At 40.5% G+C, this 25944-nt stretch carries 22 protein-coding genes; 9 read left to right on the top strand and 13 right to left on the bottom strand.

Annotated features, from left to right (window positions below):
- The first annotated feature begins 116 nt into the window (after positions 1-116).
- Positions 117-2630 (top strand): ATP-dependent Clp protease ATP-binding subunit, encoded by a 2514-nt coding sequence (locus CKV81_RS07645; protein ID WP_095072047.1) that lies wholly within the window; start codon positions 117-119, stop codon positions 2628-2630.
- 175 nt (positions 2631-2805) lie between these two features.
- On the top strand, positions 2806-3849 hold the full coding sequence (locus CKV81_RS07640; protein WP_095074364.1) for a PA0069 family radical SAM protein: 1044 nt from the start codon (positions 2806-2808) through the stop codon (positions 3847-3849).
- A gap of 55 nt (positions 3850-3904) precedes the next feature.
- Here the strand turns inward: CKV81_RS07640 and CKV81_RS07635 are convergent, their stop codons facing one another.
- From CKV81_RS07635 to surE, 3 genes are all read right to left on the bottom strand, one after another.
- Entirely contained in the window at positions 3905-4945 is a 1041-nt protein-coding gene (locus CKV81_RS07635) for a GMP reductase (RefSeq protein WP_095072045.1), read from the bottom strand.
- 45 nt (positions 4946-4990) lie between these two features.
- Positions 4991-5548: an HD domain-containing protein gene (locus CKV81_RS07630; protein WP_095072043.1), complete on the bottom strand. Its 558-nt coding sequence runs from the start codon at positions 5546-5548 to the stop codon at positions 4991-4993.
- 68 nt (positions 5549-5616) lie between these two features.
- Positions 5617-6384: a 5'/3'-nucleotidase SurE gene (surE, locus tag CKV81_RS07625; protein ID WP_095072041.1), complete on the bottom strand. Its 768-nt coding sequence runs from the start codon at positions 6382-6384 to the stop codon at positions 5617-5619.
- Positions 6385-6526: 142 nt separating this feature from the next.
- Between surE and CKV81_RS07620 the strand changes: the two genes are divergently transcribed.
- The 3 genes from CKV81_RS07620 to tsaB all read left to right on the top strand — a co-directional run bounded on the left by CKV81_RS07620 (position 6527) and on the right by tsaB (position 10175).
- Entirely contained in the window at positions 6527-8647 is a 2121-nt protein-coding gene (locus tag CKV81_RS07620; RefSeq protein WP_095072039.1) for a carboxy terminal-processing peptidase, read from the top strand.
- A gap of 88 nt (positions 8648-8735) precedes the next feature.
- Complete coding sequence (locus tag CKV81_RS07615; protein ID WP_095074362.1) at positions 8736-9488, top strand: SDR family NAD(P)-dependent oxidoreductase; 753 nt, start codon at positions 8736-8738, stop codon at positions 9486-9488.
- Positions 9489-9497: 9 nt separating this feature from the next.
- Positions 9498-10175, top strand: a complete 678-nt coding sequence (gene tsaB / locus CKV81_RS07610; RefSeq protein ID WP_095072036.1) for a tRNA (adenosine(37)-N6)-threonylcarbamoyltransferase complex dimerization subunit type 1 TsaB — start codon at positions 9498-9500, stop codon at positions 10173-10175.
- 42 nt (positions 10176-10217) lie between these two features.
- Here tsaB and CKV81_RS07605 read toward each other — a convergent pair.
- The 3 genes from CKV81_RS07605 to CKV81_RS07595 form a co-directional block, all read right to left on the bottom strand.
- Positions 10218-11572 (bottom strand): IS3 family transposase gene (locus CKV81_RS07605; RefSeq protein WP_095071642.1). Its coding sequence is split into 2 segments (ribosomal slippage): positions 10218-11098 and positions 11098-11572, totalling 1356 coding nucleotides; the frame shifts between segments, so codons are not numbered across the junction.
- An 81-nt stretch (positions 11573-11653) separates the two neighbouring features.
- Positions 11654-12145 carry a DUF6646 family protein gene (locus CKV81_RS07600; RefSeq protein ID WP_258453902.1) on the bottom strand — a complete coding sequence of 164 codons (492 nt, stop codon included), beginning with the start codon at positions 12143-12145 and terminating at the stop codon, positions 11654-11656.
- 55 nt (positions 12146-12200) lie between these two features.
- The gene (locus CKV81_RS07595) at positions 12201-13421 is read right to left on the bottom strand and encodes a PQQ-dependent sugar dehydrogenase (RefSeq protein WP_095072032.1); all 1221 of its coding nucleotides are present in this window, start codon (positions 13419-13421) and stop codon (positions 12201-12203) included.
- Between the two features lie 203 nt (positions 13422-13624).
- Here CKV81_RS07595 and CKV81_RS07590 point away from each other — a divergent pair, with 203 nt between their 5' ends.
- From CKV81_RS07590 to uvrB, 4 genes are all read left to right on the top strand, one after another.
- A complete protein-coding gene (locus tag CKV81_RS07590; RefSeq protein ID WP_095072030.1) occupies positions 13625-15181 on the top strand; it encodes a S41 family peptidase in 1557 nt (518 codons plus the stop codon).
- Positions 15182-15297: 116 nt separating this feature from the next.
- Entirely contained in the window at positions 15298-15672 is a 375-nt protein-coding gene (locus CKV81_RS07585) for a BlaI/MecI/CopY family transcriptional regulator (RefSeq protein WP_095072029.1), read from the top strand.
- A 143-nt stretch (positions 15673-15815) separates the two neighbouring features.
- Positions 15816-17129: a M56 family metallopeptidase gene (locus CKV81_RS07580; RefSeq protein ID WP_157727389.1), complete on the top strand. Its 1314-nt coding sequence runs from the start codon at positions 15816-15818 to the stop codon at positions 17127-17129.
- Positions 17130-17227: 98 nt separating this feature from the next.
- Positions 17228-19222 carry an excinuclease ABC subunit UvrB gene (gene uvrB / locus CKV81_RS07575; RefSeq protein ID WP_095072026.1) on the top strand — a complete coding sequence of 665 codons (1995 nt, stop codon included), beginning with the start codon at positions 17228-17230 and terminating at the stop codon, positions 19220-19222.
- Positions 19223-19224: 2 nt separating this feature from the next.
- On the opposite strand, the gene CKV81_RS07570 is transcribed toward uvrB, so the two are convergent.
- From CKV81_RS07570 to CKV81_RS07540, 7 genes are all read right to left on the bottom strand, one after another.
- Positions 19225-20925 (bottom strand): M14 family zinc carboxypeptidase, encoded by a 1701-nt coding sequence (locus CKV81_RS07570; RefSeq protein WP_095072024.1) that lies wholly within the window; start codon positions 20923-20925, stop codon positions 19225-19227.
- Positions 20926-20995: 70 nt separating this feature from the next.
- Positions 20996-21547, bottom strand: a complete 552-nt coding sequence (locus CKV81_RS07565) for a DUF6973 domain-containing protein (protein WP_258453899.1) — start codon at positions 21545-21547, stop codon at positions 20996-20998.
- A gap of 16 nt (positions 21548-21563) precedes the next feature.
- Entirely contained in the window at positions 21564-22415 is an 852-nt protein-coding gene (gene accD / locus CKV81_RS07560) for an acetyl-CoA carboxylase, carboxyltransferase subunit beta (protein WP_095072023.1), read from the bottom strand.
- A 71-nt stretch (positions 22416-22486) separates the two neighbouring features.
- Positions 22487-23557 (bottom strand): class II fructose-bisphosphate aldolase, encoded by a 1071-nt coding sequence (gene fbaA, locus CKV81_RS07555; RefSeq protein ID WP_095072020.1) that lies wholly within the window; start codon positions 23555-23557, stop codon positions 22487-22489.
- A 74-nt stretch (positions 23558-23631) separates the two neighbouring features.
- Positions 23632-24498 carry an NAD kinase gene (locus CKV81_RS07550; RefSeq protein ID WP_095072018.1) on the bottom strand — a complete coding sequence of 289 codons (867 nt, stop codon included), beginning with the start codon at positions 24496-24498 and terminating at the stop codon, positions 23632-23634.
- Positions 24499-24503: 5 nt separating this feature from the next.
- Positions 24504-25157, bottom strand: coding sequence for a CBS domain-containing protein (locus tag CKV81_RS07545; RefSeq protein WP_095072016.1), 654 nt, complete (start codon positions 25155-25157; stop codon positions 24504-24506).
- 175 nt (positions 25158-25332) lie between these two features.
- A complete protein-coding gene (locus CKV81_RS07540; RefSeq protein WP_095072013.1) occupies positions 25333-25869 on the bottom strand; it encodes an RNA methyltransferase in 537 nt (178 codons plus the stop codon).
- Positions 25870-25944: the final 75 nt, after the last annotated feature.

Raw genomic sequence — 25944 nt, 5'->3', positions numbered from 1 at the left:
TATAGCCTGGGTTTCTGCCATATCGTCATTTTTTAAGTTTTGGTAAAGTATTTGTAACTTTTGGAGAACATAAAGGCAGAAATAACTACCTTTATATTAAATTATGAGACCAAATTATGGATTATAAGTTTTCAGACGGTTTGGACAAAGTGTTCAAACAAAGCAAAAACGAGGCACGAAGACTGAAAAGTGAGTTCCTGAACACAGAGCACCTGCTGCTGGGCATCATCAAAACTGATAACTCTGCACGGGAAATCCTTCAGAACCTGAATGCCGACCTTACACAAATCAGAAGAAAAATTGAAACGATGAACGTTTCCGGCATCAACCCTTTGGCGGAAGAGGTTTCAAACATTTCTTTTACAAAAATGGCAGATCAGGCAGTAAAACGTGCTGAGCTGGAATGCAGGCAATACCGCAGCGGTGAAATTAATACAGTTCATCTTCTTCTTGGAATTCTTTACAAGTTCGAAGATCCTACTTCCAGTATTTTAGGAGCTTATGACGTAGATTATGAAAGAGTTTCCAGAGAATATCAGACCATGCTTAAAAATTCCGGCGAAGGACCGAAAATGAGTGCTTACGACGATGATGATGAGCGTGAAGAATACGGACAGATGCGCAGACCCACCGGTAATATCGGAACAGGGAAGAGCAAAACGCCTACGCTGGATAATTTCGGTAGGGATTTAACCGCTTTGGCTAAAGACGGCAAGCTTGATCCGGTAATCGGCCGTGAGAAGGAAATTGAACGCGTTTCGCAGATTCTCTCCAGAAGAAAGAAAAACAATCCACTTTTAATTGGTGAGCCGGGCGTTGGTAAATCTGCCATCGCAGAAGGTTTGGCGCTTAGAATTCATCAGAAAAAAGTTTCGAGGGTTCTTTACGGAAAACGTGTGATTACTTTGGATTTGGCAAGTTTGGTTGCCGGCACAAAGTACCGCGGGCAGTTTGAGGAACGTATGAAAGCCATCATGACCGAACTCGAAAAAAACCGTGATGTCATTCTTTTCATTGATGAATTGCATACGATTGTTGGAGCGGGAAGTTCTACCGGAAGTTTAGACGCATCAAATATGTTCAAACCTGCGCTGGCAAGAGGCGAAATTCAGTGCATCGGTGCTACAACACTTGATGAATACAGGCAGTACATCGAGAAAGACGGTGCTTTGGAGAGACGTTTCCAGAAAGTTATGGTAGAGCCAACTTCCATTGAGGAAACCATTCAGATTTTAAATCAGATTAAAGATAAATACGAAGATCACCACAACGTAACCTACACTGATGAGGCGATTGCAGCGTGTGTGAATCTTACTTCGAGATATATTACCGACCGTTTCCTTCCGGACAAAGCTATTGATGCGATGGACGAAGCTGGTTCTCGTGTTTACATCAAAAACATGAAAGTGCCTACAGAGATCATTAAAAATGAAAAGAAAATAGAAGAGATCAAGGAACAGAAACAGCAGGCCGTAAAAGCCCAGGATTATCTTGAAGCCAGAAAACTGAAAGATGAGGAGGAGCGTCTGGTAATGGAACTTTCTGCAGCTCAGGAAAAATGGGACAAAGATGTAAAGGAGAAAAAAGAAACCGTAACCGAGGAAAATGTGGCCGAAGTGGTTTCTATGATGAGCGGTGTACCGGTAACTAAAGTCGGTAAAAATGAGTTGGATAAACTCGCCCAGATGGATGATAAATTAAACGGAAAAGTAATCGGACAGGAAGATGCGGTGAAAAAAGTCGTGAAAGCGATACAAAGAAACCGTGCCGGACTGAAAGATCCGAACCGCCCGATCGGAACATTTATTTTCCTTGGTACAACCGGTGTGGGTAAAACCGAATTGGCGAAAGTAATGGCTCGCGAACTTTTCGATTCAGATGAGGCATTAATCCGTATTGATATGAGTGAATATATGGAAAAATTTGCCGTATCAAGATTGGTTGGTGCGCCTCCGGGATATGTGGGCTACGAAGAAGGCGGACAACTGACCGAAGCGGTAAGAAGAAAACCTTACGCCGTTGTGTTATTAGATGAGATTGAAAAAGCCCATCCGGATGTTTTCAATATTCTTCTCCAAATTTTGGATGAAGGCCATGTGACCGATTCTTTGGGAAGAAAAATCGATTTCAGAAACACGATTATCATCCTTACTTCAAACATCGGGACCAGAGATTTGAAAGATTTTGGTGACGGAGTCGGTTTCGGCACAAGTGCTAAAAAATCAACGTCTGACGCGAGAGCGAGAGCGACAATCGAAAATGCCTTGAAAAAAGCCTTTGCTCCTGAATTCCTCAACAGGATTGATGACATCATTATTTTCAATTCGCTTCAACAGGAAGACATCAGAAAAATCATTGATCTTGAGCTTTCCAAACTTTATGGCAGGCTTGAAAAACTTGGCTACAAAGTTGAACTTACCGATGAAGCCAAAGATTTTATCGCGGAGAAAGGCTGGGACAAAGATTTCGGAGCAAGGCCGCTGAAACGTGCCGTACAGAAATACATCGAAGATTTATTGGCAGAACTTTTAGTCAATAAGCAGATTTCTGAAAATGAAACAGTAGTACTGAGGCTGAACGACTCGAAAGATGCGCTGGAAAAAGAAGCTTCAGTAACTGAAAAAGCTTAAGCATCTTACAATTAATATTAAAAGCCTGTTCGGTTGAGCAGGCTTTACTTTTTTAAATATAAGGACTAAGTTTAGCAAGGAGTATAGCGTTTACAGGATTTATATCTTGATATAAAATATAGCTCAAATATTTATTATTATGTTAAATTACATCACTATCTTTGTTTCTTATAAAATGGAACGAAGCAATCACATCAAAGGACAGGGTGCGCAGCGAAACGTCATAAACCGTTTCGACAAATACACTTATGAGCCTGAAGATGAAGATTTTGAAACCGTGAAAACGACCTTCACTGAAGTGTTTCCAAAGTCCATAGTGAATCCTGTAAAAAGCCCGGATTTATCTATGGAATATTCTTTAAATCCATATCAGGGTTGCGAACACGGCTGCTCTTATTGCTTTGCAAGGCCAACGCACGAGTATTGGGGATTTTCTGCCGGAATTGATTTTGAAAGGAAAATTATGGTGAAGAAAAACGCTCCCGAGCTTTTAGAAAAATTCTTTAAGAAAAGAGGTTACACACCGAAAACCATTGTGATGTCGGGAAATACTGACCCTTATCAGCCTGTTGAAAGAAAACTTGAAATCACCCGAAAACTGCTTCAGGTATTTTTAGATTACCGTCACCCTGTCTCATTCATCACCAAAAACGCACTGATTTTAAGAGATTTGGACTTGCTGATACAGTTAGCCGAAAAAAATCTGGTTTCGGTGAATTTGAGCATTCCGACGATTAATGAAGATTTAAGAAAAGTGATGGAGCCACGAACTTCCTCAGTTAAAAATAAACTGAAAGCGCTCGAAATCTTATCGCAAAACGGAATTCCGGTGAATGTTATGGCAGCGCCGGTAATCCCCGGACTCAATTCGGAGGAAGGGTTGAATATTTATAAAACCGTTTCCGAGCTGGGTGCCAAAAGTGCCCATCACGCTCTTATCCGGCTTAATGATACTGTAGAGCCGGTTTTTGTGCAATGGGTAAATGCGCATTTCCCGGAGCGTTCGCAAAAAGTTTTAAATCTGATTCGTTCGATGCGTGCCGGAAATCTCGGCGAAAAAAGATATTTTGAACGTTATAAAGGCGAAGGAAACATTGCAGAAATGATTCACCAGACTTTTGCACTCGCACGCAGGAAATACTTTCACGGAAAACACATTGCCCCACTTGCAACTGAACATTTTACAGGCTCAAAGGAGCAGCAGCTCAGATTGTTTTAAAAAAACCTTTTTAATGCCGATTGAAAAATTTAATTCAGTGCAGCAGTGGCAGCTGCTAATCTTTAAAAATCTGATTTTCCTGCTCCTGAACACGGATAAAAGTCGTCCTTTTTGACAGTTCTCTTAATTCCGAAGCGCCTACATACGTGCAGGTTGAGCGTACGCCGCCCAAAATATCTTTTACCGTTTCTGAAACCGGACCTTTATACGGAACTTTCACTGTTTTTCCCTCGGAAGCACGGTATTCAGCAACGCCACCAGAATGTTTGTCCATCGCGGTTTTGGAACTCATGCCGTAGAAAAGTCGGTATTTTTTTCCGTTTTCTTCCATCATTTCGCCGCCGCTCTCGTCGTGTCCGGCAAACATTCCGCCGAGCATCACAAAATCTGCACCGCCACCGAACGCCTTTGCCACATCTCCCGGTACTTTACAGCCGCCGTCTCCGATGATGTGGCCTTTCAAACCGTGCGCTGCATCGGCACATTCAATAATTGCGGAAAGTTGCGGATAACCGACACCGGTTTTTACACGGGTAGTACACACGGAACCGGGACCAATGCCGACCTTAATAATATCTGCGCCGGCCAAAAGCAGTTCTTCCACCATTTCGCCGGTCACCACGTTTCCGGCTATTATTATTTTATCGGGAAAATTTTGCCGCGCCTGCTTCACAAACGATACAAAATGCTCGGAATATCCGTTTGCCACGTCAATGCAGAGAAACTGAATTTTAGGATGGAGTTCACAAATTTTTTTTATCTTTTCTTCATCCGCCTTTCCTGTTCCGGTGCTTAAAGCGATATAATTATATAATTCGTCGGGCTTATCTTTCAGAAAATCAGTCCATTCCCCGATCGTGTAATGCTTATGAACCGCGGTAATTATTCTATCTTTTGCTAAGGCGACCGCCATTTCAAAAGTTCCCACGGTATCCATATTTGCAGCGATCACGGGCACTCCTTTCCATTTTTTTTGCGTGTGGAGGAAGGTGAATTCCCTTTCAAGATTCACCTCCGAACGGGACTTTAGCGTTGATCTTTTTGGGCGGAACATTACGTCTTTAAAGCCAAGTTTTATATCGTTTTCTATGCGCATACTATTGATATTTATAATTAAAAATAAAGAAAAATTTTTGATGTTTTACCTTCTTTTAATTTTTTGAAGGCTCTGCTCTACCGCTTTTATTGCTTCTTTCCGAAGTTCAGGGTTTCCTTTGTCAAGTTTCTTCAGAACCAAGCTTACTTCGCTTAAATAAACGCGTGCAAACTGCGGGTCCTGATCGGAGATTTCGAGGCTGTTGTCCAGAATATCAGAGTATTTTATGGTTTGCGAGTCTGCAGACGTTTTCTCCAGCCTTGCAAGTTCTTTGCTTTTTCTGGTTCGTCTGTTCAGGTTTGGGAAGTCTTTTTTTACAAACACGTCAGACAGTTCTACCACAAGTTCTGCAGTGCGTTCCGCCTGCTGTGCAGTGAGCAGAGTTTCCAGAAAATCCTGCATTTCGGAGCGCGTTACCGGGGTGTCTTCCAGAACATCGTGAAGCAGGGCCGCCGCAAGAATCGTGATATCGTCGGTATAACTTTTTAGTTTTTGCATTACACGCACGGGGTGAACCATATAACGGTCCGGCGCGTATTTCCGGAGCTGTTCGCCATGTGCCTGATCGCCAAAATCAGTAATTTTTGCCAGGATTTCGTCCATACATCTGTTTTGAGGAGAAATTCAAATTTTATTCCGTAAAAAAAGCCTTCCAAAGAAGACTTTTCTTATTAAGTATTCAATACCTTTCCTATGTTCTCCAAATGTTCATGTGCCGTAAGGTCAAACTTCACAGGAACCACAGAAATGTAACCTTCGCCAAGTGCGGTCTCGTCCGCATCTTTGCCATCATCCATATTGTTGAAATAGCCGGTAAGCCAATAATATTTTTTGCCGTGTGGGTTGGTTCTTTCATCAAAACTTTCTTCCCATTTTGCATTGGCCTGGCGGCAAACTTTCACGCCTTTTATTTCTTCTTTTTTTAGTTTTGGAATATTGACGTTCAGCACAACGCCTTTTGGCAAAGGGTTTTCCAAGGTTTTAAGGACGATCTGCTGAATATATTCCTTAGCTTGAGAAAAATCTGCATCCCATGAAAAATCTAGCAGTGAAAAACCGATTGCCTGCAACCCTTCAACACCAGCTTCCACAGCTGCTGACATGGTTCCGGAGTAAATTACATTGATTGATGAATTTGCGCCGTGGTTAATGCCGGACACTACGATATTTGGCTTTCTATCCAATATTTTATCGAGGGCGAATTTTACACAGTCCACAGGCGTACCGCTGAGCGAGTAGTCGGTTTGTGGGCCGTCCAGAGAAATTTCTTCAAAAGTTAAGGTGGAATTGATGGTAATGGCGTGGCCTTTCCCGCTCTGAGGTGAGTTGGGCGCTACCACGACCACCTCGCCGATTTCATTCATAAATTCAACTAAATTCCTTATTCCCGGTGCTGTAATTCCGTCGTCATTAGTCACTAATATCAGTGGTTTTTGCATCTTTTATAATCTTTTTCAACAAAAATAATTAAAAAATAACCGGCTTTTTGTAAATAAGGTATTAAATTTGATCCTTTGTAGTGCCTTTTGTAACAAAATCAGGGCTTTTTACAACCAATTAATTAAACTATTTTCAGAGCATATGTTCAAAAAATTTAAACTTAATACACTTCTACTTTTTCTGCCGCTTACTACACTAATTTTCTGTTTCAATTCTCCTAAAAATGATGATGAGAAAATGCAGACGATTATGGTAAGTGTAAAAAACACTTTAAGCTATCTTCACTACAGCCCAAAACCCATCAATGACGCCTATTCACAGAATGTTTATGATAAATATCTGGAGATGATCGATCCTGCAAAAAGGTATTTCCTGCAGTCGGACATTGATGAATTTGCAAAGCATAAGACAAAACTTGATGATTATATCAACAAAGGCGACCTGGTATTTTATAACCTCACCTACAACAGATTATTCGACCGGATAGACAAGATCGACAAGGCAACTAAGGACATTTTAAGCAAGCCCATAAATCTTGATGAGGACGAAACCATAATCCTTGAGCCAAAAAAGAAAAAGTTCCCGGCTACAGAACAGGAGCAGTACAATGAATGGAAGAAGTTCATTAAATACAACATCCTTCAGGAAATTGAAACCCTGAATGCGCGTGAAGAAACCCAGAAAAAGAAAAAAGATTCTGTACAGAAACATAATCTAAAAGACACGATCAAAGTTGAGATTTTGACACCGGAACAGAAAAGGCTAAAGGCAACAAATGAGGTGAAAGACCTTGTAACTGAATCGTTTAAGCGTATCAAGAAGAGGAAGAAAATGGACTGGTTCACGGTTTATATGAATGCTTATACTGAAGTCTTTGATCCGCACACGAGCTATTTCTCACCAAAAGATAAAGATGAATTTGATTCTCAATTCAAGGGAAAAATTATCGGTATCGGTGCTTTGATCCAGGAGAAAAAGGGGTACCTTTATTTAGGTCCGCTTACAATAGGCGCTCCTGCCTGGAAATCGAAACAGCTTAACGAAGGCGATAAAATTTTGAAAGTCCGCAGCAAACCGAATGAGGAGCCGGTGAATGTTGTGGGAATGCTTTCCGATGAAGCTGTAAGGCTTATCCGCGGTGAAAAAGGAACAAAAGTAACTTTAACCGTAGAGAAAAAAGACAAAACAATCCGTGAAGTTACGATGATCCGTGAGGAAGTTGCCATTGAAGATACTTTCGCAAGAAGTATTATCATAAATGCACCAAACGGAAAGAAATATGGATTCATCAACCTGCCGGGCTTCAACGCTGATTTTGAAGACGCTAAAGGAAGAAATGCTTCCGATGATATTAAAAATGAAATTATCAAACTGAAAGCCCAGGGCATTTCAGGAATTATCCTGGATTTAAGGAACAACGGTGGCGGTTCGCTTACGGAAGTTGGCGACATCATGGGACTTTTCATGAATGAAGGCCCTTATGTTCAGGTGAAAGAAGGCAACGGAAAAATCCAGACCTTGAGAAGCAAGACCAACGCACCCATATGGACCGGTCCACTGGTGATTATGCAGAACGAACTATCAGCATCAGCGTCTGAGATTTTAGCCGGCGTGATTCAGGATTATGGCCGTGGTGTTGTCATCGGTTCGCCTCAGTCCTTTGGTAAAGGAACTGTGCAGACTTTTGTAGATTTGAACAGGTTTTTAAGTTCCAATGATGATTTTGGTGCATTGAAGCTGACCATTCAGAAGTTTTACAGAGTAACCGGCGAATCCACACAAAGAAAAGGTATTGAATCTGACATTAAAATGAACGATTATTTCACCCATTCAGAAATCGGTGAAAGGTTCGACGAGTATGCGCTGGCTTGGGACAAAATTGCTCCCGCGAAATTCAATAGGCTTACGTCATTTGATATTGCAAAGCTGCAGAAAAACAGTGCTGCAAGACTGGAAGTAAACAAAGCTTACCAATTGCTTCAGGAATCTGCGAAATGGAAAGAAGATTTGGATAAGGAGGAAACGATAACCCTTAACCAAACCAAATTCAACGAGCTAATGAAACACCGAAAAGAGCAGATCAAGAAATTTGAATCTCTCAACAAATTTGAAAACGGACTGAAATTCGTGCGCTATACCGATGAACTGGCAAGGGAAAAAACAGACGAAGCTTTCAAGAAGAAATCTGAAAACTGGATTAAGAATCTTCAGCGCGATATCTATCTGAAAGAAGCTGTGAATATTGTTTCAGAAATAAAATAAAACAATATATTTTAAGAATTTAATCGCTAAATTTATGGTTGCAAAATCAGATTTGGCGATTTTTTATTTACCAAATCATTTACCAAAAATGAAAACGATATTCATCACCGGCGCAACTTCCGGAATTGGGAAAGCCTGCGCAGAATTGTTTGCAAAACAGGGAAACAGACTGATCCTTTGCGGAAGAAGAGAAGACAAACTCGCAGAGTTAAAGGAGCGTTTTTCCGGAACAAATGAAGTTCATACCCTAAAATTTGATGTGAGAAATGCCGATGAGGTTGAAAACGCCATTAATTCTCTACCTGAAGGTTTCAAAAGCATCGATGTCCTGATCAATAATGCCGGAAATGCCCATGGGCTGGAACCGGTGTGTGACGGCAGCTTCGCAGACTGGGACGCGATGATGGACGGCAATGTGAAAGGTTTGCTCTATGTTTCAAAATTCCTGATTCCGGGAATGAAAGACAGGAAAAGTGGCCATATAGTGAATATCTCGTCGGTCGCGGCAAGGCAAACCTATGCGAACGGCGTAGTTTATTGCGCCTCAAAACGTGCAGTTGATGTGATTTCTGAAGGTATGCGGCTGGAACTGACAGAATTTGGGATAAAAGTGACCAACATACAGCCTGGAGCAGTGGAAACGGAGTTTTCTGAAATCAGGTTTAAAGGTGATAAAGAACGCGCAGCAACCGTTTACGCCGGTTATGAAGCGCTGAAACCAGATGACATCGCTGATGCCATCGGTTATTGCGTGAATGCCCCAAAACATGTTTCCATTTCAGATTTGACTATCTATCCCAGTGCGCAGAGCGAGCCGCGGACTATCCACAGAAATCTGTAATTTTGCAGGATGAAAATCTTACACCTGGAAACCTCTTCAAAAAACTGCTCGGTCGCCATTTCTGATGGTGAAAAACTGCTTTGTCTTTGCGAAGAAGTTTCGGAAAATTATAAGCAGAGCGAAAGCCTGCACACGTTTGTTGAATGGGCTTTTGAAGGTGCTGAAATCAGTTTGAAGGACATTGATGCGGTTTCATTGGGGAAAGGTCCGGGTTCCTACACCGGATTACGGATCGGCGCTTCGGCGGCTAAAGGATTTTGCTTTGGGTTAAATGTTCCTTTGATTGCAATAAATTCTATGGAGACCATGGTGGAGCCGTTTGTGGACCAGGGATTTGAATTAATTATTCCTTTAATTGATGCCCGGCGAATGGAGGTTTACACTGCAGTTTATGACGGAAAAATCGGACAGGAACTTTCCAAAACCGATAATCTTATTTTGGATGAAAGTTCGTTTCAGCAATATTCCGGCAAGAAAATTTTGTTTGTTGGAGACGGCTGCACAAAAGCCAAAGAAATTTTAAAATTAGAAAATGCGGAGTACAAGGAAGATATATTTCCTTCGGCACAATATTTAATTAAAAAGGCTGCAGAAAAATTTAATAATAAAGATTTTGAAGATGTGGCCTATTTTGAACCTTTCTATCTTAAGGACTTCCACGGCGTAAAGAAATCTGAAAAATCATAAAAAAATCCCGAGATTAGACTGCACCCAAAAGTTTAGACAAAATTAAACAATATTCTCAAAGGAAAGAGTTCGGTACTGTACCGGACTCTTTCCTTTGAGATTGAGTCTTATTCTATCATTGTTGTAATAGTGAATGTACTTCACTATTTCCATCTTAAGTTCCTGAATGGAACCAAACTTTCTGGTATAAAACATTTCTGATTTTATTGTTCCAAAAAAGTTCTCTATCACCGCATTGTCCAAACAGTTTCCTTTTCTGGACATACTTTGAATAATGCCTTTTTCTTTTAACAAGTTTTGGTAATGTTTCATTTGATACTGCCAACCTTGATCAGAATGTAGAATGATGTTTTGTGTAGATTTTACTTTTCTGAATGATTTCTTTAGCATCCTGATGATTTGGCTGAACACAGGTCTTTCAGATAGGTCAAAACTGACAATTTCACCATTAAATAGATCGATGATTGGAGATAGGTAAAGTTTATTACCCGATACATTAAACTCTGTAACATCGGTTGCCCATTTCTGATTAGGAGCGTCCGATTTGAAATTCCTCTGTAGAACATTGGGCGCAATTTTCCCTTGCTCTCCCTTGTAAGATTTATATTTCTTCACTCGGATAATACTCTTTAAACCTAATATTTTCATAAGTCGTAAAACAGTTTTGTGATTAATCAAAATTCCTTTTTCTTTCAAAAGCAAAGTAATTCTTCTATAGCCCAACCTTCCTTTGTGACGATGATAAATCTGCTTAATCATTTCTTTTATTTCCGCATATTTATCTTTCATTTGAAAGCGTTTTTGATAGTAATAAAAACTGCTTCTTGCCATCGATGTACAATCCAGCAGTACTGCTAAATCAAAGTCCTGCCTTAACTCTTCGATGGCTTTGGATTTTTCCTTTCCTGAATTAAGGCGTCTAACTTTTTTAAAATGGCGTTCTCGGCTTCTAAATAATAAATCCTCTCCAACAGTTCTTCCTCCCTTGTTAAGGGTTTGCCTGTTTTCTTTTTTTTTCGCTTGTAATTACTCATGGTTTTAGGTCTTCCCCTGGGTCTGTTTTCTAAACCTAAAATACCATTTTTTTTGTAATTACGCTGCCAACTAAGAATACTGGACTCCGCAGGAATATTAAACCTTCTCGACGCTTCTTTTAAACTTAAATTCTCTTTCTCAATTACTGATAAAATCTTTAATTTAAAATCTTTTGTGTAATGCCTATTGGAAAGCCGAACAAGTCCTGAAACTCCATAAAGTTCATAAAATTTTATCCATTTACGAACCAATGAACCACAAACTCCAATGCGTTTTCCTAAATCGTCTGTTCCAATGTCACCTTTGTGATATCTCTTTATAGCTTTTAATTTAAAGTCTGCTGAATATTTACTTTTCCCCATAAAAAATGCCCCTAAAAAGTGTCTAACTTTTTGGGGGCAGTCCAGATTAATCCGGGATTTTATTTTGAACTAAATTTCAACTTATTTAGTAAGGTCGAAAGAAGCACCAACAGCAAATGCAAACTGGTTGTTCAGCAATCTGTAAGAAGAAGCTTCCGTGTTGAATTTCGCGATTGGAAACTGTGCCTCTGCGAAAAGTCCGAAACCTTTATCGAAAAATACTCTTGAACCTACGTGGCCGCCGAAATTCTTCAAACCTAAGTTCAGTCCAGGATAGATGTCAAAGTTTTCCGGTAATCCCAAAACATCGCCAAGGTGTGCACTCAATCTCGCTTTTGCATCAAAGCGGTGAGTTCCGGATGGTTTTTCGCCATCATATTCTTTAACACCTAAAAGATACCCAGCCTGAGCACCGATAGAAAAGCTTTCGCCTAAACCGTAATCCAAAGATGTTTGAATACCTGTACCACCTTTTTGGAAGTTTGCACCAACATTTACTCTTGCGTCACCTTTACCACTGAAAGCGTCGTTTTGCGCGCTGGCCAGTCCGAATGCTGCAAACGCAAATGCCAACAATACTTTTTTCCATAATTCTATTTTTAAATTTTACCCGGCAAATTTACACATATTATTTTTGAGCGATTTTAAAGAGTTTTCCGCTGTCAGTAATCGCGTAGAGATTGCCGTCTGCTGCACTAAGTACATCCCGGAACCTTTCGTTTTTATCGGTTAAAAGCCATTCTTCGCCTACAACTTTATTATTTTCAATCATCAGTCTGATTATTTTTTGTCCGCTGAGGCAGCCGATCATCAGGTTGTTTTTCCATTCCGGTATATTTCCTTTGTAAAAATCAATTCCACTCATGGAGACTGATGGATCCCAATAGTAGATGGGCTGTTCCAATCCTGCTTTTTGTCCGATTCCCTCTCCAACTTTTACGCCGCTGTATTCTTCACCGTAAGTTATGGTTGGCCAGCCGTAATTTTTTCCGGGTTTTATGAGGTTGATTTCGTCACCACCCCGCGGTCCCATTTCAGCTTCCCAAAGTTCGCCCGTTACCGGATGAATGGCAGTGCCCTGTGGATTCCGGTGTCCTGTCGAATAAATTTCAGGTTTCCAGCCTGCGATTTGCGGATTTCCCGGTGCGGGTTTGCCGTCTTTTGTTATCTTCACGATTTTCCCAAGATATGTGGTTTGATCCTGTGCTAACGGTCTTGTTGCCAGATCGGACCGTTCGCCGGTGCTTACAAAAAGATATCCTTCTTTGTCAAATGCGAGACGGCTCCCGTAGTGCAGTTTTCCGTCATAAGTTGGCGTGGCCCTGAAGATGACCTGCGGGTTTTCTATGATTTTTTCGTCAGCGGAAAGTTTCCCTTTTGCTACAGCCGTATGATTTCCGCCAGCGTAAGGTTCGGAGAAGCTCCAAAATATCATTCGGTTAGAAGTAAAATCCGGATCCAGCGCAACATCTAAGAGCCCGCCCTGTCCACCGTCATCGACTTTTGGGATTCCCGTGATTTTGGTAACTGTTTTCCCGTCATTAGAAATAAGATACAGAAAGCCGGATTTTTCGGTAACCAGGAATTTTCCACCGGGAAAATCTGTAATTCCCCACGGGCGGCCAAGGTTTTCTGCAATAACAGAAGCCTCGTAAGGGGTTGAGGTTTTTATTCCTTTAATTCTTGTTTGTCCCTCGAATGCCGGTTTAATTTCCGTATTAGGAGTGCCGGTCTCTGGATTTTTATTTGAAACTGAATTTGTCGGCGCGCCGTTTTCGGAATTGGTTGGGTTGCCATTCTTACATGCTGTGAGGCACAAAATGGCTGCTGCTGCAATAATATTTTTCATACTTTTTATATTTTGGTTTTTAAAGTTAACGAATTAATTTTTTAGTTTGTATTTACAACTGGACGTTTGATATAAATCGGCTTTAACTTTTATCTGATTTATTTATCTATAATAAGTGCTGTAAAATGAAATATTAACCTCAAATAAACTTTGATTATAATATTAGTTTTATAATTTTATGCACTTAAAAATTTTTATAGGATATGAACATTAAAAAATATTTATTTGCAGCAGCTCTAGGCTCGCTTGCACTGGCTACATCCTGCCGCAGTGAAGATCCTGCGCCGGAGCCAACACCAACACCTCCGGCAACCACCGTTGATCCGGTAAACGAATTCGTGTGGAAAGCGATGAACTCCTGGTATTACTGGCAGGCGAATGTTCCGACTCTGGCAGATTCCTACAAGAATGATGCAGCTAAATATGCCGCACTGCTAAACGGAAAAACGCCGGACAAACTTTTTTATGGAAGTTTACTCTACGAATATGGTAAAACCGACCGTTTTTCCTGGATCGAAAACAATAATAAAATCATTGAAGCGAGCGCCAGAACAGCGGAAGTTGAGAGCATTACAGGTTTAGAACTGTCGCTTTTCCCGAAAGGAGGCGGTTCTGCTAACTATGTAGCGCTTGTAAATTACGTTGTTCCGGGTTCTTCAGCAGCAATTGCGGGAGTGAAAAGAGGAGATGTTATTACCAAAATAAACGGAACTTATTTAACGCAAACCAATTATGGCGGCTTATTCGGTGATTCATTTACAATTACCAGAGCTGAGACGGCGACCAGCGCTGTTATAGGCAATGCGTATGTGGTGACCACAACCGACAAGAATGAGAACATCCCAATCGTAAAAACAAATATAGATGAAAACCCCATTGCATTCTACAAAGTTTTTGAAATGGGCGGCAAAAAAATCGGTTACTTGGTTTACAACGGGTTTAAAATCGATTATAATGATGAACTGAATGTGCAATTTGCAAAAATGAAAGCTGACGGAATCACCGATCTTATCCTTGACCTCCGGTACAATGGTGGTGGTTCGCTTACTTCTGCCAGCGGCTTAGCAACCATGATCAGCGGAAATACATCCAGCAATTATGTGTATCTGGAGTACAACAGCAAACACCCGAACTGGAGCGGCTATGATCCGCTTTTACCAAATATTGATATTTATAATGTAGTAAACGGCCATCCGGAAAAAACTGGAAGCCAGCCGATCAATACCGTTGCCTTGCCAAAAGTTTATGTTTTGGTTTCTTATCAAACCGCTTCGGCGAGTGAGCTGACGGTTATTGCTTTGAATAAGATTATCCCTGTTGAAACCATTGGCTATGTAACAGTTGGTAAATTTGTAGGTTCACATACGCTGTATGATTCACCAAACGACAACTGGGTTTCGTACGAGAAGCGAAATACATCTCATAACTGGAAGCTTCAGCCAATTACTTTCAAGTATTATAACAGTGCCAAAGATCCGCATCCGACCGTAACATATGCAGACGGAACGGTAGAGGAAGGAATATTACCGAAATCCGGAAACAGAGTACATCCTTACCAGTGGATCGGTAATGTGAAAGAATTCGGAGCAACGACAGATCCTGAACTTAAAAGAGCGCTGGAATTAATTACCGGCCAGCCGGTTTCCAGAATGGCGGTGCCGTTTGTAGAAACAACGCAGAAAGTTATCTCTCAGGAGAAAAACACCAGTGGATTGCATATCGATGACATCAACGATTACCTGAAAAGAAAGAGAAACTAATCAACTCTAACACAATATTCAAAAACTTCAGAAATTTTCTGAAGTTTTTTTGTTTAAAAACTTGCATATTCAAAAATTAATTCTACATTTGTAGAGTAAATAATATTTTTGTAGAAATGGAAAAGTTAACCGATGCTGAAAAAGAACTGATGGAAATCCTTTGGGAAAAGGAAAAAGCCTTTATGAAAGACGTTATTGAGGCTTATCCGGAACCGAAACCCGCAACCACAACCATAGCAACACTGCTCAAAAGAATGCAGAATAAAAATATGGTGGGTTACAAAACTTTCGGTAATTCCCGTGAATACTTCCCGATGGTCGAAAAGGGAAAATATTTCACGAAGGAAATGAACGGAATGATTGGTAAATTCTTTAACAATTCGGTAACGCAGTTTGCGTCGTTCTTTACCGCCAATGCCAAATTGAGCGAGAAAGATCTGCTTGAAATCAAGAAAATTATAGAAAGCGAAATCGAGAAAAAGCAAAAGTGATGGAAACTTATTTATTGAAAATGATTTTATGTTCCTTCATTTTGATTGGATTTTATTATCTGATTTTGGAACGGCAGAAATCTCATCATTTTAAAAGATTTTATCTTTTGTCGAGTATTTTGTTTTCAATGCTTATTCCTTTTATGTCAATAACTTACGGAGTTGAAAAAGAAGTAAGTGAAAAATTAATTTTTATTGAAAGTCAGGGTGAAGCGATGACGCCGATTGTTGCAGAGCAATCCATTTTTACATTCGAAAATATTATTTACGGCGTTTATATTTTAGTGACAACGATTCTTCTGGTGAGGTTTTTAATCAGTTTAAATGCTTTAAGAAAAGAAATCGCTTCGGGTAAGAAAATCAAAAAGGAAAACTACACATTGGTTTTGCAGGAAGAAAAATTAACCGCTCACAGTTTCTGGAACTATATTTTCCTCAACCGGAAAGATTTTGAAGACGGAAAAATTGATGAAAAAATCATCCGTCACGAGGAACTTCATCTAAACCAGAAACACAGTTTCGATGTAGTGTTGATTGAATTTTTACTGACGGTATTTTGGTTTAATCCGGCATTTTACTTTTACAAAAAAGCAATGCTAACCAACCACGAATTTCTGGCAGACGAACACGTACTGAAATACGATGGCAACATCAGGTCTTACCAGCAACTTCTTTTAACGGAACTTATTTCTGAAAGAATATTATTTACAAACCAGTTCAATTTAAGTAACACCAAAAAAAGAATTAAAATGATGACAACACCTAATAACAAAAAATCTAAATTTTATTCGTGGCTTACATTGCCGCTCGCAGCAGGACTGTTCTTTGTGTTTGTGGAGAAGGTTCCCGCACAGAAAGAAGAAAATTCCTCAAAAAATGTAAAAGGTGGGCATGAAGTTCCACAAGCAAAAATTAAAAATTTTGAAAAAGAATTAAATAAATCTGTAGAAAGCGGAACAATTCTCAGTGCGAATGCAGATACGGTAAAACCAAAACAATCTGCAGACAGATCAATTCCACCGCCGCCGCCAAAAGAAGAAATGGATAGTGAAAAATCACCGGTTGCTGAAAATCCACCGCCGCCACCTCTTTCGCTCAATCCAAAAGAAGAAAAATCTTTGAGAGAAGCACAAAGCGAAGTTGATAAACTGCCAATGTATCCGGGCGGAATTAATTCAATGAGAGCAAAAGTTGCAAACAACTTCGATGTATCAAAAATGAAAGGCAATGAAGGCTTATTGAAAGCCACAGTATATTTTGTTATTGATGAAAATGGCAATACATCAAATTTCACAGCGGAAGGTGAAAATTCAATATTTAATAAAGAAGCTTTGCTCGCAACAAAGGCAGCAAATACCACTGTAAAATGGGAACCGGCCTTAAAAGATGGAAAACCGGTCAAGTATATGTTTAAGCTGCCGTTAATAATGAGTTTCGAAGCATTTGATAAAAAATAATATCCCCAAAGAGCAGGAATTCCTGCTCTTTTCTTTTTCCATAATTTTGTAAAAGTTCAGAGACTTTAAAATTTTATCTTTGTTCTTTATTCTACAAAATGAAATTCAATCTTCAGTCCGAATTCCAACCTACCGGCGATCAGCCCAATGCCATCGAAAAACTGACCGAAGGTGTACTGATCGGTGAGAAATACCAGACTTTGCTGGGCGTTACAGGTTCCGGAAAAACTTTTACCATTGCGAATGTGGTAAACAATATCCAGCGCCCTACTATTGTTTTGGCGCATAATAAAACTTTGGCCGCGCAACTCTTTATGGAGTTCAAGGAATTTTTCCCGGAGAACGCGGTAGAATATTTCGTTTCCTACTACGATTACTACCAGCCCGAAGCTTACATTTCGAGCACCGGAACTTATATTGAGAAAGACCTTTCGATCAATGAAGAAGTAGAAAAATTAAGACTTTCTGCGACGGCCAGTTTGCTTTCCGGAAGACGGGATGTGCTGATTGTAGCATCGGTTTCCTGCATTTACGGTATTGGGAATCCAGCAGAATTCCATAAGTCATTGATTTCAATTGCGGTTGGTGATAAAGTGACACGTACGGCATTGCTTCATTCTTTGGTTAATGCACTGTATGCGAGAACCTTAAACGAGTTTCAGCGCGGTACGTTCAGGGTGAAGGGTGATGTGATTGATATTTATCCGGCATATGCTGACAATGCGATCCGTGTTCAGTTTTTTGGTGATGAAATTGAGAAAATTCAGACTTTCGATCCGGTTTCAGGAAACGTGGAAAGCAATTTTGACCAGATTCAGATTTATCCGGCAAATTTATTTGTGACGTCAAAGGAAACTCTAAACGGTGCGATCCGCGATATTCAGGATGATCTGGTGAAACAGGTCGCGTTTTTTGAAAGCATAGAAAAACCGCTGGAAGCCAAACGCTTGCAGGAGCGTACAGAACTCGATCTTGAAATGATTAAAGAACTGGGCTACTGTTCCGGAATTGAAAATTACTCAAGATATTTAGACGGAAGGTTGCCAGGCTCACGGCCGTTCTGCCTTTTAGATTATTTCCCTAAAGATTATCTGATGGTGATTGATGAATCCCACGTAACGGTTCCGCAGGTTCACGCCATGTACGGCGGTGACCGCAGCAGAAAGGAATCTTTGGTGGAGTATGGCTTCCGTCTGCCCGCAGCGATGGATAACCGTCCTTTGAAATTTGAAGAATTTGAGGGCATGCAGAATCAGGTGATTTACGTTTCCGCTACGCCGGCCGATTACGAACTGGAAAAAACCGGTGGCGAATACATCGAGCAAATCATCCGTCCTACCGGACTTTTAGACCCGGTGATTGAAATTCGCCCGACCATCAACCAGATTGATGATTTGATGGAAGAAATACAGAAGCGCGCAGAAATTGATGAAAGGGTTCTGGTAACCACATTAACCAAAAAAATGGCAGAGGAACTCACGAAATATTTCACAAAATTTGGCATCCGCTGCCGCTACATCCATTCCGATGTGGAAACTTTGGAACGTATCCAGATTATGCAGGATTTGCGGACCGGTTTGTTTGATGTGTTGATTGGGGTTAACCTTCTTCGTGAAGGCTTGGATTTACCCGAAGTTTCGCTCGTAGCCATTTTGGATGCCGATAAAGAAGGTATGCTGAGGTCGCGCCGTTCGATGATACAAACCGTGGGTAGAGCGGCAAGAAACATCAATGGAAAAGCGATCATGTACGCCGACAAAATGACCAGTTCGATGCAGAAAACCATCGATGAAACCAATTACCGCCGCCAAAAACAACAGGAATATAACGAAGCCCATAACATCACGCCAAAGCAGGTCAACAAGAAAATATCTGAGGCATTGGTTGGCAGAGCCAAGGATTTCCCGGACGACAAATACACCCAAAAAGAAATCCTGAAACAGGTTGCCGAGCAGCGCGCTTCTTATGGTGAGGCTGATCTTGATATGCTCATTGCCGAAAAACAAAAAGCGATGGAAGCAGCAGCAAAAAATCTGGATTTTATAAAGGCTGCGAAATTGCGGGACGAGTTAGCGGTATTGAAAGGCGGATAATTTTATAAAATTCTAAATATCGGATACCTCATATGTGTTTTTTCATAATACTCGGAATTCCGGTAAACCCAATCCAGTTGAGCGCGTCCGTCTTCTGCAAATTTTTGGTCTTCGGCTTTCTTTTTCTCCAGGGCTTCACGAAGTTTTGGGTTGTTTTTAAGGATTTCGGCACCCGTATCTTCGAAAACATAATCGGAATAGTATTCTTTTTGGCCGAGGATGGAATCAAACAAATTCCAGTTGAAGAAGCTGTCCACAGCTTCCGGTTCCAAAGTTTCGAGAAGGTATTTTACGCCTTTTTGATTTAAAGAAATAAGATAATCTCCTTTTCTGAATTTTACATTTTCAGCTGAGGCAGAAACTTTTGTGTCGTAATGTGCATAGTGCCCTTCGTACGGCCGCTGGTAGGTTTTGAAATCTGCAATCTTGTATTGCTCAACAGTAATCGTGCTGTCTTTTTTCAGCGGTTTCATTTCTATTTGGTTACGCTTCAGGTGCGCCAGAACTTGCCATTCAGATTGTGGCACAACATAATATCTGGGAATCGTAATTTCTTTTGTGGCGGTATAAGTATCATAAAAAGGAATTTTCTTTGTGTAAGGCTTATTTCTGTCGTAGAAAAGCCTGGGTTTTCCTGATATTTCACTTGGTTTCATTCCGGCTTCATAACCTCTGAATTCTATAGTTTTTGTTTTGGTTGAGTCAATTTTCCACTGGATGCCGTACTTCATTCCCGGTTGATATTGTCCCAGGTTTTTCTGTCTTAAATCCTTGATTTTCGCAATATTGTCATCAAGATATTCGATCGTGGAAAGCATATTCTCGTAAGTTACTTTTACACGGTCTTTATAGGGTTTCAGCATATGCGTTTCCGGCACTTCACCCAAAGTATTGAACAGAGAAGTATAGCCCGTCGCGTATCTTGGCGAATCCATGAAGGTTTCGTAGCCCAGTTCCGGTTTCAGACCGTTGATTTCTACATAAGGTGTGGAGATAATTCCTTTTTTTAATAAGTTTTCTTTAATCGTTGGTGACATTTCATCATTCTGAAAATTTCCTAAAATCTTCCCCAGCCTTTCTTTATTGGTGTTGATATAAGTAAATGTGTACTGGTAATCGGCACCGTTACTCACGTGATTATCAATGAAATAAATAGGATTAACATCATGAAACATTTCCTGAAAACTCATGGCGTTTCGGGAATCTGTCTTGATAAAATCCCGGTTCAGGTCGTAATTTCTTGCATTTCCGCGAAAACCGTGTTCTTCCGGTCCGTTTTGGTTCGCCCGTGAGTATTTTCCGCGGTTCATCATTCCACCGATGTTGTAGGATTCCATTACCGCGATGATGAGATTTTTAGGGGCCTTCAGTTTTCCTTCCGCAAAATTTCGGAGCATCATTATCGAAGCGTCGATTCCGTCCGGTTCGCCGGGATGAATGCCGTTATTGATGAGAATGACGGATTTATTTTTATCGAATTTACCGTCATTACTGAAAAAAATGACCTTCAGCGGTTCTCCGCTGTCCGTCAGTCCATAGGTTTTTATGCAAATACTTTGGTGTTTGGCATCCAGTTCATCATAAAACCTGACCATTTCCTCATAGGTTGGCGTTTGGTTGCCGTTACCTTTTTCGTAGGGTGTTTTTTGATTTTGTGCAAAGATCAGTTGGCTTATAAGCAGAAGAAAGAGTATTTTTTTCATTTTAAAGAATCGAAATGTTTATTTCAAATTAAATATTGAGTGGAATTTTATGCAACCTAAATACGAAGAATTAAATCGTTAAGTAAACCAACTCGTTTCCCGGGTTGTCATCCACACTTTGCAAAATTACGGCGGTTTTTGTTTTTTCTAATATCTTATCAATCAGAAAGCCCGTTTCAAAAAACTGGCGGTGAATTCCCGGAAGCATTTCCATAAAGATATTGAGGCCAACCTGATTATTGTGCAGATCCATTTTAGTCTGGATAGGCTCATTGGGGAAAAGCTCTTCGTGCATATCTGTAAACCTTTTGCAGAATACATAAGATTTTTGAGGTGAGGAGATTTTGCAGCAATACATCATTGCCAAAGCGGTCCAAAGCGCATGTCGAAACGCATTGCCGATCCCGTCATTGGAATTAGTTTTCGGGAAATATTTTTTTGCTATAGAATAGGTTTTAAGCGTCGCATAAAAACTCAAAACCGAAAAAAGAGGATGTGGTAAAGTCAAGCGCAAAAGCCTGACTATCTTACCAAAAGAAAGTCTTCTCGCGGAGTTGAAAAAAACCTTGAATGCATTTCTCATAAAACAAATCTCACCTGAATAAGGTGAGATTTTTATCATTTTGTTACAAATATTTTTAAGCGTGGGTTAAAAGCGAGACCGTCTGCGCCACTTTCGCTTTTGCATCATTTCGTTTTACAATGAAATCAACAAACCCTTTTTCCACAAGGAATTCAGAAGTCTGGAAGCCTTCCGGCAAGTCCTTACCAATGGTTTCGCGGATAACTCTTGGGCCTGCAAAACCGATCAGTGCGCCCGGCTCAGCCATAATGATGTCGGCAGTCATCGCAAACGACGCCGTAATACCGCCAAATGTCGGGTCGCACAGGTAAGCAATGTACGGCAAACCTTCATCAGAGAGCTGCGCCAGTTTGCTTTGAACTTTTGCCAACTGCATCAGTGAAAAAGCCGCTTCCTGCATCCTTGCTCCACCGGACTGACAGATAATCATGTACGGAAGTTTGTTTTTAATGCAATAATCAACCGCTCTTCGGATTTTTTCCCCCATAACCGAACCCAGCGAGCCGCCGATGAAAGCGAAATCCATACAGGAAATCACCATTTCATGGCCACCAACTTTACCCACAGCATTTCTGATAGAGTCATTAAGTTTGGTTTTGGCTTTTACTTCCTTCAGCCGGTCGCTATAGGCTTTCGTGTCTTTAAAATTAAGCATATCAACACTTTCTACACCTGCATCAAGTTCTTTGTATTTATTGTCATCAAAGAACATTTCATAAAACTCATTACTTCCGATTCTTACGTGGAAACCGTCTTCCGGAGACACATAATTATTTCTGCGGAGCTCATCGTGTTCTACGATTTTTCCTGAAGGCGTTTGGTGCCAAAGACCTTTTGGAACGTCCTTTTTATCTTCAGTGGAAGTGGTGATGTTTTTTGCTTTTCTTTTAAACCAGTCGAATGCCATAGTTCAGCTCTTATTAGAAGTTTGAAATTTGATTTTGCAAAAATATCAAATTCCAAACTCTGAATTTCAAATTATTTTAAAGTATTTACGTTGTTCAGGTCTTCAAAGGCCTGCACCAGTCTTTTTGAGAAGGTTTCTTCACCTTTTCTTAACCAAACTCTAGGATCATAGAATTTTTTGTTTGGTTTGTCGTCACCTTCAGGGTTTCCAATCTGAGTTTTAAGATAATCTACTCTTTCACCCATATAATCTCTGATGCCTTCTGTGTATGCAAACTGAAGGTCTGTATCAATATTCATTTTGATTACACCGTAATCGATCGCTTCTCTGATCTCCTCCAGTGAAGAACCGGAACCACCGTGGAATACGAAATTGATCGGCTTCTCGCCAGTTCCGAATTTCTCCTGAACAAATTTTTGTGAATTGTCAAGGATTTTTGGTGTTAGTTTTACGTTTCCTGGCTTGTAAACACCGTGTACGTTTCCGAAAGCAGCGGCAATAGTGAAGTTTGGAGAAACTGCTTTCAGTTTTTCGTAAGCGTAAGCCACTTCTTCAGGCTGAGTGTAAAGTTTTGAAGAATCAACTCCGGTATTGTCTACACCGTCTTCTTCACCGCCGGTTACACCAAGTTCGATTTCCAGGGTCATTCCCATTTTTGCCATTCTTTCGAAATATTGGGTTGAAATATCCATATTTTCCTCCAAAGGCTCCTCGGAAAGGTCAAGCATGTGTGATGAATAAAGAGATTTCCCGGTTTGTTTGAAGAATTCTTCGTTAGCATCCATCAGTCCGTCGATCCAAGGCAAAAGTTTCTTTGCACAGTGGTCTGTGTGAAGGATTACTGTTGCTCCATAAGCTTCGGCAAGTGTGTGAATGTGTTTTGCACCGGCAATACCACCCAGGACTGCAGATTTTTGCCCGTCGCTGCTCAAGCCTTTTCCGGCGTTGAAAGCTGCACCACCGTTAGAAAACTGAATGATCACTGGTGCGTTTAGTTTTGCAGCTGTTTCCATCGTAGCGTTCACATTGCTGGAACCGATAACATTCACTGCAGGAAGCGCGAACCTGTTTTCTTTTGCGTACTGAAAAATGTCTGTAACCAATTGTCCTGTGGCAACACCTGCCGGAAACATTCTGCTCATAATTTTTTTACTTTTTTAGAAATTTATTTATGGATTTTTAATCACGTAAAGTTACGAAAATTATGCGAAAAGCCCTAATTTCTTTTATCCCGTCCCCAAAGCAGCTTTTGCCTGATGGTCTCATAAAAACTGAGGCTTTTTGGCTGAATGAGTGCCATGCTGTAACGGGCTTTCCGTATCACGATTTCTACATCTGTATCGATGTGTACAAGTCTTGAATCCAGGGACAGGGCATACTGAGGTACGCGGCTTTCAACTTTTAATCTGAATTCGGAATCGTCCTTTACAATTAAAGGCCTAACGTTGAGATTGTGCGGTGCAATCGGCGTAATTACAAAATTGTCGTTTTCGGGAGAGATAATTGGCCCGCCGCAGCTCAACGAATAGGCGGTAGAACCGGTTGGCGTAGAAATAATGACACCGTCGCCCCAAAAAACATTCAGAAATTCATTGTTTATATAAGAATCAACGGTAATCATCGAGGTGGTTTCCCGTCTTGAAATGGTGATGTCATTTAAAGCAAAAGGAAAAAACAGCTCCGACTTGGGAGTAACCACTTCAATTACAGAACGTTTTGAGATTTTAACGTCGCCGTCAATGATGTCATCCAGTTCCCTAAAGGCATCTTCTTTGGTGAAACTTGCAAGAAAACCCAGGCGGCCTGTGTTGACGCCGACTACAGGAATGTTCGTGTCCTGCACAAACAAGAGCGAGGCTACCAGCGTTCCGTCGCCGCCAAACGTAAAAAAGAAATTGGTGTTGTTTTCAAGCAGATCTTCCTTGTTGCTGAAGGTGACAAAATCTTTTGAAAACTGCATAGATTCTGCCATTCCGGAGAAAAGTATGGATTTCACACCTCTCTTATCCAGTTCAGAAATAAATTTGCTCAGATAAAGAAATGTATCCAGATCGCTTTTTTGCGTATAAATTGCGGCTACCATAATTTTTAGAATTCAAGGTATTTTTGGAAAAAGCCAAAACGGTCTTTCATCAGTTCTTCTTTTTCGTCACCGTAATGTTTATTCACTACGTTGTAGCCGTATCTTTCAAAAGTTTCATCGATCGAGCTCAGATTATCATTGCTGATTTTCAAAGTTATCAAAATACTGTCGTCATTGATTCCGCTGACGTAACAGCCGTACATTTTTGCATTATTGCTCTCCACAATTTTTGCAATTTCAGTAAAAGAGTAGTAAAGATTATTGCTCTGAACCGTCAGGATGGCGCCATTTTCCGAAAAGAGAGGATATTTTGAGAACTCACTGAAAATATCGTCGCAGGAAATATAACCAAGGTATTTTTCGGTTTGCGTGATTACCGGAACTACATTTGAGTTGAAAATGTGGAATAATTTCACAGTGTCCAGAATATTTCCGTCTTCCGGAATTGCAAATCTGTCATAATGGATTTCCAGGCTGCCGAGCGTGCCTTCAGGGCTTTCTTCCAGAAAACTTTGACTTAAAGCACCAACATAAACCCCTTTTTTCTTTATAAAAACGTGAGAGTACCCAAATTCAGTCGCTATTTCAGAAGCTACTTCAATTGAATCTGTATGATTGAATGCAGGATAGTCTTTCGAGATATAATCTTTGATAAACATTAGGCTAATTTAAGAATTTCCTGAAAAAAAGAAGCCAAAATGAAAATTTAATAAAATTCCTAAAAAAAATCTTGGATCATATGTTTCCGAAGAAGTATATTTGCAGCCTTTCATTTTTACTTTTTATTAGATTTATTTAAAACTGCACTGTCCCTCAGGATTTTGCGGTTTTTTTTTATTTCAGTTTTTTAAAGAAATCCCACATCACAATTCCGCCGCATACGGAAACGTTCAGCGAATGTTTGGTACCCAACTGTGGAATTTCAAGAAATGTATCGTATAGATGAAGTGCTTCTTCGCTCAGTCCATCTACTTCATTACCAAGGACTAAGGCGTATTTTTTGTTTGGGTCAATTTTGAAATCTTCAATGTTTTGACTGTCAGAGGTCTGCTCAATTCCAATGATTTCAAAACCTTCATTTTTAAGGTTTTGCAGCGCTGCTGAGATTTCTTTCTCAAAAATCCAGTCCACGCTTTCGGTGGCTCCCAGCGCGGCTTTATGAATTTCCCGGTGTGGCGGAACCGGCGTAATTCCGCAAAGGACAATTTTTTCTATAATAAAAGCATCCGCCGTTCTGAAAACCGCCCCCACATTGTGCATGCTGCGGACATTATCCAAAACCACAACCAAGGGAATCTTTTCCGTGCGCTTGAAGGTTTCTACATCAATTCTGCCCAGTTCCTGGAGTTTCAGTTTTTTGGTGGATGACATTTTCGTATTTTTGGCAAAATTAAAACTTAAACACGGAGCACACAAAGTTTTTGCGCGGAGTCCACTATATCAAAC

The organism is Chryseobacterium taklimakanense (assembly GCF_900187185.1).
Classification (GTDB): domain Bacteria; phylum Bacteroidota; class Bacteroidia; order Flavobacteriales; family Weeksellaceae; genus Planobacterium; species Planobacterium taklimakanense.
This window is presented reverse-complemented; position numbering and strand designations above follow the sequence as displayed.

Excerpts from the sequence above, each read along its gene's own strand:
- surE (WP_095072041.1), bottom strand. The coding sequence starts at position 6,384 with ATGCAAAAACCACTGATATTAGTGACTAATGACGACGGAATTACAGCA.
- accD (WP_095072023.1), bottom strand. The coding sequence starts at position 22,415 with ATGGCATTCGACTGGTTTAAAAGAAAAGCAAAAAACATCACCACTTCC.
- CKV81_RS07635 (WP_095072045.1), bottom strand. The coding sequence starts at position 4,945 with ATGCGCATAGAAAACGATATAAAACTTGGCTTTAAAGACGTAATGTTC.
- CKV81_RS07545 (WP_095072016.1), bottom strand. The coding sequence starts at position 25,157 with ATGTTTATCAAAGATTATATCTCGAAAGACTATCCTGCATTCAATCAT.
- CKV81_RS07620 (WP_095072039.1), top strand. The coding sequence starts at position 6,527 with ATGTTCAAAAAATTTAAACTTAATACACTTCTACTTTTTCTGCCGCTT.
- uvrB (WP_095072026.1), top strand. The coding sequence starts at position 17,228 with ATGAAATTCAATCTTCAGTCCGAATTCCAACCTACCGGCGATCAGCCC.
- CKV81_RS07585 (WP_095072029.1), top strand. The coding sequence starts at position 15,298 with ATGGAAAAGTTAACCGATGCTGAAAAAGAACTGATGGAAATCCTTTGG.
- fbaA (WP_095072020.1), bottom strand. The coding sequence starts at position 23,557 with ATGAGCAGAATGTTTCCGGCAGGTGTTGCCACAGGACAATTGGTTACA.
- CKV81_RS07630 (WP_095072043.1), bottom strand. The coding sequence starts at position 5,548 with ATGGACGAAATCCTGGCAAAAATTACTGATTTTGGCGATCAGGCACAT.
- CKV81_RS07580 (WP_157727389.1), top strand. The coding sequence starts at position 15,816 with ATGTCAATAACTTACGGAGTTGAAAAAGAAGTAAGTGAAAAATTAATT.
- CKV81_RS07550 (WP_095072018.1), bottom strand. The coding sequence starts at position 24,498 with ATGGTAGCCGCAATTTATACGCAAAAAAGCGATCTGGATACATTTCTT.
- tsaB (WP_095072036.1), top strand. The coding sequence starts at position 9,498 with ATGAAAATCTTACACCTGGAAACCTCTTCAAAAAACTGCTCGGTCGCC.
- CKV81_RS07615 (WP_095074362.1), top strand. The coding sequence starts at position 8,736 with ATGAAAACGATATTCATCACCGGCGCAACTTCCGGAATTGGGAAAGCC.
- CKV81_RS07640 (WP_095074364.1), top strand. The coding sequence starts at position 2,806 with ATGGAACGAAGCAATCACATCAAAGGACAGGGTGCGCAGCGAAACGTC.
- CKV81_RS07540 (WP_095072013.1), bottom strand. The coding sequence starts at position 25,869 with ATGTCATCCACCAAAAAACTGAAACTCCAGGAACTGGGCAGAATTGAT.
- CKV81_RS07570 (WP_095072024.1), bottom strand. The coding sequence starts at position 20,925 with ATGAAAAAAATACTCTTTCTTCTGCTTATAAGCCAACTGATCTTTGCA.
- CKV81_RS07565 (WP_258453899.1), bottom strand. The coding sequence starts at position 21,547 with ATGATAAAAATCTCACCTTATTCAGGTGAGATTTGTTTTATGAGAAAT.
- CKV81_RS07590 (WP_095072030.1), top strand. The coding sequence starts at position 13,625 with ATGAACATTAAAAAATATTTATTTGCAGCAGCTCTAGGCTCGCTTGCA.
- CKV81_RS07645 (WP_095072047.1), top strand. The coding sequence starts at position 117 with ATGGATTATAAGTTTTCAGACGGTTTGGACAAAGTGTTCAAACAAAGC.
- CKV81_RS07595 (WP_095072032.1), bottom strand. The coding sequence starts at position 13,421 with ATGAAAAATATTATTGCAGCAGCAGCCATTTTGTGCCTCACAGCATGT.